10 protein-coding genes are annotated in these 9,075 nt (G+C 70.4%); all 10 read right to left on the reverse strand.

The window, feature by feature from the left end; translation table 11 throughout:
• Nucleotides 1-413: 413 nt before the first annotated feature.
• Entirely contained in the window at nucleotides 414-1,340 is a 927-nt protein-coding gene (gene tsf, locus ABIC70_RS20910; RefSeq protein WP_354440949.1) for a translation elongation factor Ts, read from the reverse strand.
• 118 nt (nucleotides 1,341-1,458) lie between these two features.
• Complete coding sequence (locus ABIC70_RS20915) at nucleotides 1,459-2,526, reverse strand: 30S ribosomal protein S2 (RefSeq protein WP_012320390.1); 1,068 nt, start codon at nucleotides 2,524-2,526, stop codon at nucleotides 1,459-1,461.
• Nucleotides 2,527-2,791: 265 nt separating this feature from the next.
• Nucleotides 2,792-3,532, reverse strand: a complete 741-nt coding sequence (locus ABIC70_RS20920) for a pseudouridine synthase (RefSeq protein WP_043351196.1) — start codon at nucleotides 3,530-3,532, stop codon at nucleotides 2,792-2,794.
• Nucleotides 3,529-4,434, reverse strand: coding sequence for a class I SAM-dependent methyltransferase (locus tag ABIC70_RS20925; protein ID WP_043351191.1), 906 nt, complete (start codon nucleotides 4,432-4,434; stop codon nucleotides 3,529-3,531). Before ABIC70_RS20925 ends, ABIC70_RS20920 begins: the two co-directional genes overlap by 4 nt.
• A gap of 149 nt (nucleotides 4,435-4,583) precedes the next feature.
• Nucleotides 4,584-5,582, reverse strand: a complete 999-nt coding sequence (gene era / locus ABIC70_RS20930; protein ID WP_043351189.1) for a GTPase Era — start codon at nucleotides 5,580-5,582, stop codon at nucleotides 4,584-4,586.
• Nucleotides 5,579-6,358, reverse strand: coding sequence for a ribonuclease III (gene rnc / locus ABIC70_RS20935; RefSeq protein ID WP_081948668.1), 780 nt, complete (start codon nucleotides 6,356-6,358; stop codon nucleotides 5,579-5,581). The genes era and rnc overlap by 4 nt, the downstream gene beginning before the upstream one ends.
• Nucleotides 6,355-7,140, reverse strand: coding sequence for a signal peptidase I (gene lepB / locus ABIC70_RS20940; protein ID WP_100793996.1), 786 nt, complete (start codon nucleotides 7,138-7,140; stop codon nucleotides 6,355-6,357). The genes rnc and lepB overlap by 4 nt, the downstream gene beginning before the upstream one ends.
• A 191-nt stretch (nucleotides 7,141-7,331) precedes the next feature.
• Nucleotides 7,332-7,742, reverse strand: a complete 411-nt coding sequence (acpS, locus tag ABIC70_RS20945; protein WP_043758808.1) for a holo-ACP synthase — start codon at nucleotides 7,740-7,742, stop codon at nucleotides 7,332-7,334.
• The gene (locus ABIC70_RS20950; RefSeq protein ID WP_354440952.1) at nucleotides 7,739-8,488 is read right to left on the reverse strand and encodes a pyridoxine 5'-phosphate synthase; all 750 of its coding nucleotides are present in this window, start codon (nucleotides 8,486-8,488) and stop codon (nucleotides 7,739-7,741) included. The genes acpS and ABIC70_RS20950 overlap by 4 nt, the downstream gene beginning before the upstream one ends.
• Nucleotides 8,489-8,799: 311 nt before the next feature.
• Nucleotides 8,800-9,075: transketolase C-terminal domain-containing protein (locus tag ABIC70_RS20955; RefSeq protein WP_354440954.1), on the reverse strand; the 276-nt coding region annotated here is incomplete at its 5' end.

The following is a 9,075-nucleotide window of genomic DNA, read 5'->3' on the forward strand; positions in this document are numbered from 1 at the left end:
CTACGTCAGGCGCGGGAGTTCCGTCGAGGGGTTCGGGCCGATCCGGCGGGGCACATCGGTCGAATCATACGGGAGAGATGGCCCAATCCCGGGAGGACCATCCGTCAACGGGCGAGGCGCCGGCCTGATCGTGGATCAGGCCGGCGCCCGGTTTTCAGCTGCCGGTCAGGACGCCGACGGCGCCGAGAACGGTCATGACGAGACCTGAGGCGAACACGCCGATCATCAGGTAGGAGAAGGGTTTCAAAGGCATGGGCACGACATAGCGCAGCGCCGCGAAACGGCGTGTGCGCCGCAACACGGTCCGGCGTGGAACGCTTTGGCGCGCCCGAAAATGCGAAGCCCCGCCCGGCTCGCGCCGGACGGGGCTCGTCTCTCTGCGGCCCGGCGCGCCGGGCGATCGCGGACGATGATCAGGCGCGGCCGGCCTGCTGGGCGACCTCGGTGGCGAAGTCCGGCCCCTCTTCCTTCTCGATGCCCTCGCCGAGGGCGTAGCGCACGAAGCCCGTCAGGGTGACCGGACCGCCGACCTTCGAGCCGGCCTCCTTGAGAACCTGGCTCACCGTCTTCGAGCCGTCGTGCACGAAGGGCTGCTCCAAGAGGGTGACCTCCTTGTAGTAGCTCTTCAGGCCGCTCTCGATGATCTTGGCGAGGACGTGGTCCGGCTTGCCGGCGTTCTTCTCGCGCAGGATGTTCGACTCGCGCTCCACCGTGGCGGTGTCGACGCCCGAGGCGTCGAGCGCCACCGGGTTGGTCGCCGCGACATGCATGGCGATCTGGCGGCCGAGGGCCGAGAGCGCCTCGACGTCGCCCTCGGACTCGAGAGCCACGAGCACGCCGATCTTGCCGAGCCCCTCGGAGATCTGGTTGTGCACGTAGGAGGCGATCACGCCCTTCTTGACCTCGAGCTTGGCCACGCGCCGCAGGTTCATGTTCTCGCCGATCGTGGCGATCAGGTTCTGCAGCTTCTCGGAGACGGTCTCGGAGGCGCCCGGGAAATGGGCGGCCTGCAGACCCTCCAGCGTGCCGTCGGTGTTGAGCGCGATCTTGGCGGCCTCGCGGACGAAGGCCTGGAAGGCGTCGTTGCGGGCGACGAAGTCGGTCTCGGAGTTCACCTCGACCACGGCGGCGTGGTGGCCGGCGGACTCGACGGCCACGAGGCCCTCGGCGGCGACGCGGCCGGCCTTCTTGGCGGCCTTGGCGAGACCCTTCTTGCGCAGCCAGTCGACGGCGGCCTCGATGTCGCCCTGCGTCTCGTTGAGCGCGCCCTTGCAGTCCATCATGCCGGCGCCGGTCTTCTCCCGGAGCTCCTTCACCATCGCGGCGGTGATGTTGGCCATGGCGGTCCCTTTCGTGTGGTCTGGATGCGAGAGGCCCGGCGCGCGGGTGAGCGGCCGGGCCCGGTATGCCTGGAACCGCGACGGCCCGATGACGGTGCCGCCGCGGAGTCCCGATGGATCAGGCTGCGGCGGCGGCCTCGACGAAGCCACGGGCCTGCGAGACCCACGAATCGCGGTCGATGCGGCCGTTGAGCTTCAGGTCGGCATCGACCTTGGCAACGTCCTCGGGGGTCATCGCGGCGAGCTGCCAGTAGTGGTAGATGCCGGCGTCGTTCAGCTTCTGGACGATCTGCGGGCCGGCGCCGTTGAGCTTGGTCAGATCGTCCGGCGCGCCGCGCGGGGCGGCGAGCAGCTCGAAATGCTCGGTCGACTCGGCGAGCATCGCCACGTCGGCCGGGTCGAGGGCGTCGGACTCGACCGTGACGGCTGCGTCGTCGTTGGCGGGCAGCTCCTCGGCCATCGGCTCTTCGGAGGCGCCGAGATCCATGCCCGACGAGCCCTGGGCGCGCGAGATGCCGTCGATGGCGGCCTTGGCGATCAGGTCGCAGTAGAGCGCGATGGCGCGGCCCGCATCGTCGTTGGCCGGGACGATGTAGCTGATGCCGTCCGGGTTGCAGTTTGTGTCGACGATGGCGGCCACCGGGATGCCGAGGCGGTTCGCCTCCTTGATCGCCAGCTGCTCCTTGTTGGTGTCGATCACGAACAGCAGGTCGGGGACGCCGCCCATGTCCTTGATGCCGCCGAGCGCCTTCTCGAGCTTCTCCTTCTCACGGGAGAGCATCAGGCGCTCCTTCTTGGTCAGGCCCGGGCCGCCGGTCTCCAGCGTCTCGGTGACCTTGCGCAGGCGCGAGATCGAACCCGAGATCGTCTTCCAGTTGGTGAGCATGCCGCCCAGCCAGCGGGAGTTGACATAGTACTGGGCCGAGCGCTTGGCCGCCTCGGCGATCGTGTCGGCCGCCTGGCGCTTGGTGCCGACGAACAGCACGCGGCCGCCCTTGGCGACGGTGTCGCTCACCGCCTGCAGCGCCTGGTGCATCGCCGGCACGGTCTGGGCCAGATCGATGATGTGGATGTTGTTGCGCGTTCCGAAGATGTAGGGCTGCATCTTCGGGTTCCAGCGGTGCGCCTGGTGACCGAAATGCGCCCCCGCCTCGAGGAGCTGACGCATAGAGAAATCGACGGCCATGTCTGTGTACTCTCCGGTTATATCCGCCGCGGAGGGATGCGGCCGGCCGAGATCTCGGACGACCACCGGAAACGCCTCATTCAGGCATGAGGCCGGCTCCGCGTGTGGGATGGGCCGGCGCTTAGCAGAGGCCGGGTGCGAAGGCAAGGCGCGGAACGGGGCCCGCGCGATCGGCATCCAGGCCCCGGCCGTCGTCGGCGCAATCGTCAGTCTTGCGTCAATCTTGCCCGGTCGCCGCGCTGGTCGCCCTCGAACACGGGACGGCTCACGCAGCCGCAAACACCGCCGCCACGTCCCCGGCGGTCATCACCCGGTAATCCCCCGCCGCCAGATCCGCCGGCAGGTCGAGGCCGCCGACCCGATCCCGGTGCAGGGCCGTGACGTGGTTGCCGATGGCGGCGAACATCCGGCGGACCTGATGGTAGCGGCCCTCCGTCAGCGTCACCGCGCAATGCGTGGCATCGGCGACGTCGAGGTGCACCGGCAGCAGCGGGCGGTCCTCACCCTCGAGCATCAGCGTGCCGGCGGCGAAGACCGCCGCCTCCCCGCCGGTCAGCGGCCGGTCGAGGGTGACGCGGTAGCGCTTGGCCACCTGCGCCTTCGGGCTGATGATCCGGTGCAGCAGAGCGCCATCGTCGGTCAGCAGCAGGAGGCCCGAGGTCTCCTTGTCGAGCCGCCCGACGGTCGAGAGCGGCGGGTCACGGCGGCGCCAGCGCTCCGGCAGAAGCCCGTAGACCAGCGGACCGGCCTCCTTGTGCGAGCAGGTCACGCCGAGCGGCTTGTGCAGCATCAGACACAGGCCGGGCAGCGGATCGACGGGCGCGCCGTCGATCGTCAGCCGGTCCGGCAGATCCGGAGCGAGGGCGATCCGGTCGCCGGCATCGTCCAGATCCGCGCCATCGAGGCGGATCGCGCCGGCGCGGGCGAGGGTCTGGATCTCGCGGCGCGAGCCATAGCCGAGATTGGCGAGGAGCTTGTCGAGCCGGACGGACTTGGCTGCGCTCACCGGCGCGCCTCGTAGACGCGGAAGCCGTTCGCCTGCACGGCGACGGAGACGCTCCGGAACGCCGCGCGCAGGGGCGCCTCGTAAGGCAGATGCGCGTTGGCCACGAGCCAGAGCGTGCCGCCCGGCCGCAGAACCTCGGATGCCCGGGCGATGAATGCGCGGCCGAGGGACGGGTCCTCGGTTCCGGCCTCGTGAAACGGCGGATTGGTGACGATGAAGTCGAGCTGGTCCGGCACCACGCCGGGCGTCCGGACATCCGCCCAGTGGATCGTGGCCCGCGGGTCGGCGACGTTGCGCCGGGCCATCTCGACGGCCCGGCGGTCGATCTCCACCAGCGTCAGGGCGGTGACCGCGTCCGAGCCCAGCACTGCCCGGGACAGGATCCCGAGGCCGCAGCCGAAATCGGCGCCGCGGCCCTTGAAGGCCGGCAGATTCGCCAGGAGCAGCGCCGTGCCGGCATCCAGCCGGTCCCACGAGAAGATTCCGGGCTGCGTGCACAGGGCGAGGTTGTCGACATGGCGCGGACCGCCCTCGTCGATCGCCTCGGCGAGTCCGGCCGGCTCTGTCGGGCGCTCCGCCGTGCAGATCCGGTGATGCCGGCGCGGCTGGTCGGCGGCGGCGCAGCCGAAGGTCGTCAGCTCCTTGGCGAGACGGGTGCCGCCCCGGTCCTTCGGGGCCAGGGCGACCATGCGCCCGCCCGGCCCGAGGGCGCGCAGCACCTGGGCCAGCACGTAGCGCCGCTCGACCGTTCCGGGCGGCGCGAGCACCGTGGCCGCGTCGAGGCTGTTCTCGGACAGATCCTCAAGCCGTGCGGCGCCGGGGATCATGGGGGAAAGCTGGACGGCGTCGCCGGGAACCTCAGCGAGGTCGGCCGGCGGCAGGCCGTAGACGGCATGGCGCATGAACGGTTCGGGATCTGGAGAGCCAACGCCGGAACGCGAATCCGCGGCGGAGCGGGGCAAGCCCGCGCCCGACTCGGTTCATCCGGGGGAACACCGCGTTTATACCGGAACCGGCCGGGAAGCCCAGCCTCCCGGGCGCGGCCCCGTCGTCAGCCGCGCGGGAATTCGAGGCCCATCTCGCGGTAGCGGGCCGGATCGTCGGCCCAGTTCTCCCGCACCTTCACGTGCAGGAACAGGTGGACCTTGGCGTCGGCCGCCTCGGCGATCTCGACGCGGGCCGCCTGCCCGATCGACCGGATGGTCTGGCCGCCCTTGCCGAGCACGATGGAGCGCTGGCTCTCCCGCTCGACGAAGATCGTCTGCTCGATCCGAACCGACCCGTCGGGCCGGATCTGCCACTGGTCGGTTTCCACCGTCGAGCGATAGGGCAGTTCCTCGTGAAGCCGGTCGTAGATCTTCTCGCGGGTGATCTCGGCGGCGAGCATGCGCAGCGGCGCGTCCGAGACCTGATCCTCCGGATAGAGCCAGGGGCCCGGCGGCATCCGGGCCGCGAGGGCGCGGCGCAGATCGTCCACGCCGTCGCCGTTCAGCGCCGAGATCATGAAGGTCTCGGCGAAGGGCGCCGCGGCGTTGAGCTTGGCGGCGAGGTCGAGCAGGCGCTCGCGCGGGATCAGGTCGATCTTATTGAGGATCAGCAGCTTCTCGCGCTTCACCTCACCGAGCCGCCCGAGCACGGCCTCCACCTCCGCATCGACGCCCTTGCGCGCATCGACCAGCAGGCAGACCGCGTCGGCATCGGCGGCGCCGCTCCAGGCCGAATGCACCATCGCCCGGTCGAGGCGGCGCTTGGGCGCGAAGATGCCGGGGGTGTCGACGAGCACGACCTGGGCCGAGCCCTCGATGAGGATGCCCCGCACCAGCGCACGGGTCGTCTGCACCTTCCGGGAGACGATCGAGACCTTGGTGCCGACGAGGTTGTTGAGCAGGGTCGACTTGCCGGCATTCGGCACGCCGATCAGCGCGACGAACCCGGCCCGGGCGTCGGCGGGCGTGCCCGGGAGCATGGACGGATCGCGCGCGGGCTCCTGGCCCGGCATGGCGCCGGGGCCGTCCTGCGCGTCGTGATCGTCCGGTTCGTGCGTGTTCATGCTGTCTCCGTCGGCCCCGCATCCGCGGAGGCTCCGATTCCCTCTCGCTCCATCAGCGCCCGGGCGGCGGCCTGCTCGGCGATCCGCTTCGAGGTGCCGTCGCCGAGGCCGGGCTCGAGGCCCTCGACCTGGACGGCGATGCGGAACCGGGGCGCGTGGTCGGGACCCGTGCGTTCGACCACCGCATAGGTGGGGATCGGCAGGCTGCGGCCCATGGCCCATTCTTGCAAGGCCGATTTGGCGTCACGGCCCCGTGCCGCAGCCGTCGGCTCGCCCGGGCGGAAATGCGCCTCGACCACCGCCCGGGCGGCGTCGAAGCCGGCGTCGAGGTAGATCGCCCCCAGGATCGCCTCGCAGACGTCGGCGAGGATCGTCTGATTGCGCCGGCCGCCACCCATCACCTCGCCCTGGCCGAGGATCAGGTGCGGTCCGACCTCCCAGGACGCGGCCACAACCGCGCAGGTCTCACGCCGGACCAGGGCGGCGAGCCGCCGGGAGAGATCGCCCTCGTCGGCCTCCGGAAAGGCGCCGTAAAGGCGATCGGCGACCGCGAGCCCGAGCACCCGGTCGCCGAGGAATTCCAGGCGCTGGTAGCTGCCGCCCCGACCGCTGGACTTGCTGGTATGGGTCAGGGCACGGGTGAGCAGGTCCTGATCGGCGAAGCTGTGCCCGATCCGCTCCTCGAGCGCGCTCAGGGGCGGCCGCGGCTTGTGGGCCCGACGGGATCGGGCGTTGGCCCGGGGCTGCGCGGCGTCGTCCAAGTCCGGACCGGTCAATGGATCGTCGTGAACAGGCGCGACCAGCGCACGTGGGCCGGCCAGTTCCAGACCTGCCACGCCGGGGTCCCCTCGTCGATCGAGAAGAAGATCATCTCGGCGCGCCCGACCAGATTGGCGAAGGGCACGTAGCCGACATTGGCGAGGTCGCGCGAATCGGTGGAGTTGTCGCGGTTGTCGCCCATCATGAAAAAGTGACCGGGCGGGACCGTGTACAGCTCGGTCTTGTCCCAGAAACCATTATCGCCGTCGCGCTCGATCACCCGGTGGACCACGCCATTGGGCAGGGTCTCCATATATTGCGGCACCTTGGTGGGCTGCCCGTAGGGATCGGTCGTCTCGTAATCGGCGATCCGCTCGCGCTTCACCGCCTTGCCGTTGATGTTGAGCACGCCGTCGATCATCTGGATCTTGTCGCCCGGCAGGCCGATCACGCGCTTGATGTAGTCGGTCGAATTGTCCTTGGGCAGCTTGAACACAGCGATGTCGCCGCGCTTCGGATCGGCGCCCCAGATCCGGCCCTCGGCCTGAATCGGAATGTATTCCGACAGCGGCAGCGAATACTTGGAGTATCCGTAGGAATATTTCGATACGAACAGGTAATCGCCGATCAGCAGGGTCGGCACCAGCGACCCTGAGGGGATGTTGAACGGCTGGAACAGCAGCGTCCGCACCACCAGGGCGATCAGCAGCGCCTGGATGCCGACCTTCAGCGTCTCGCGGATGCTGGCCCAGGTGCCGGTCTCGGCGGGTTTCCTGAGCGGCTTGCCGTCGTAATCCACGCGCGCGTTCCGTCTTTGGTTGAGGTTCGTCACCTGCCGCCAGCGGGGCGCAGCCCCGCCGCGCGCGGCTTGCTGATGTGCGGTTGGCCCGAGGAATGCGCCGCAATCGTGTCCGCTGTGAGCGGCGGTCTAGACCATGCGCGAGCCCCCCGCAACGCGCGACCGGGGCCGGCTAATCCGCGATGGCCGCCTCAACCGGCGACAGAGACCGGCAGAGCTTCAATGATCACGAAGGCTTGTGCCATCGGTGGATCGTCCGTGAGGCTCACATGCAGGCGCGCCGCGTGTCCGGCCGGCAGAAGTTCCGCGAGCCGCGCGGCCGCACCGCCCGCCAGCCGGAGGGTCGGCTGTCCGGAGGGCAGGTTCACCACCTCCATGTCACGCCAGAACACGCCGGCGCTGAAACCCGTCCCCAGTGCCTTGGCGCAGGCCTCCTTGGCGGCGAAACGGCGGGCGTAGCCCTCGGCACGGGCGGCCCGCCGGTCGCAGCGGGCCCGCTCGCCCTCGGTGAAGACCCGGTGGGTGAAGCGCGCGCCGTGCCGCTCCAGGGTCCGGGCGATCCGACGGATGTCGCAGAGATCCGAGCCAATCCCGACGATCATGCGAGCCGGGCCCGATCCATGGCGGCCCGCATGTCGCGCACCGCTTGGTCGAGCCCCACGAAGATCGCGTCGGCGATCAGCGAATGGCCGATATTGAGCTCCCGGATCTGCGGCAGCGCCGCCACCGGCCCGACGCTGCCGAGGGTCAGCCCGTGACCCGCATGGATCTCCAAGCCGAGGCCGGCCCCGTGCTCGGCTGCGCGCCGGAGGCGGGCGAGTTCGTGGGCCGTGCGGCCCTCATCGTCCTCAAGGGCGGCCTCGCAGTAGCTGCCCGTGTGCAACTCGACCACCGGCGCCCCCAGGGCATGGGCGGCGTTCATCACCGCGGGCTCCGGCTCGACGAACAGCGAGACGCGGATACCGGCTTCCGCGAGGGTCCGGATGCGCGGCGCGAGGTGCTCCCGGCCGCCGACGATGTCGAGCCCGCCCTCGGTGGTGCGCTCCTCGCGCTTCTCCGGGACGAGGCAGGCGGCATGGGGCCGCGTGGCCAGCGCGATCGCCACCATCTCGTCGGTGGCCGCCATCTCGAAATTGAGCGGCACGGACAGTCCGCGCTTCAGCGCGGCGATGTCGGTGTCGCGGATATGGCGCCGGTCCTCGCGCAGATGCGCGGTGATGCCGTCGGCGCCCGCCTCGACGGCGAGCAGCGCCGCCCGCACCGGGTCCGGGTAATCGCCGCCGCGGGCGTTGCGGACGGTCGCGACGTGATCGATGTTGACGCCGAGGCGCAGCTTTTCGGAGGTCATCCGCTCGTTCGTCCCCATGTCGGCGCGATGCGACAGGCTTACCGGCAGGGTTCGGAAGGCGCGGCGCGCCCTCACCCCGTGTCGGCGATATGCGGAGGATCGCGCGCGCCGGCAAGACGGCCGGGGCCGCGACACTTACCGATCGGCTGGCGCGCCCGTCATCGCGGAAGACGGCGATCCGGGGGACGAGGATCGTCACTCCGGGGATCTGGCGCCGCCGGGATTGGCGGCGCCGAGGGAGCAAGATCCCTGGGCGGGCCTTCCCGACAGGCGGCCCGCCCGGTCATCCAAGGGGCCGAAGGGCCCTCCACTCAGGCGAGGCGCAGGCGCGACCGGCCGTCCTTCCGCTCGGGCAGGGCATCGAGGACCGCCTTGACGATGGCTTTGGCGTCGAGGCCGGCCTCGGCGTACATCTTCTCGGGGCTGTCGTGGTCCTGGTAGGTGTCCGGCAGCGTCAGCGTCCGCACCCGGACCCCGCCCGCGTCCAGCGCGCCCGTCTCCGACAGCAGGTGCAGCACCATCGCGCCGAACCCGCCCCGCGAGCCCTCCTCGATCGTCAGCAGGACCTCGTGGTCCCGCGCCAGATC

The organism is Methylobacterium sp. 1973 (genome assembly GCF_040545035.1).
Lineage (GTDB): Bacteria > Pseudomonadota > Alphaproteobacteria > Rhizobiales > Beijerinckiaceae > Methylobacterium > Methylobacterium fujisawaense.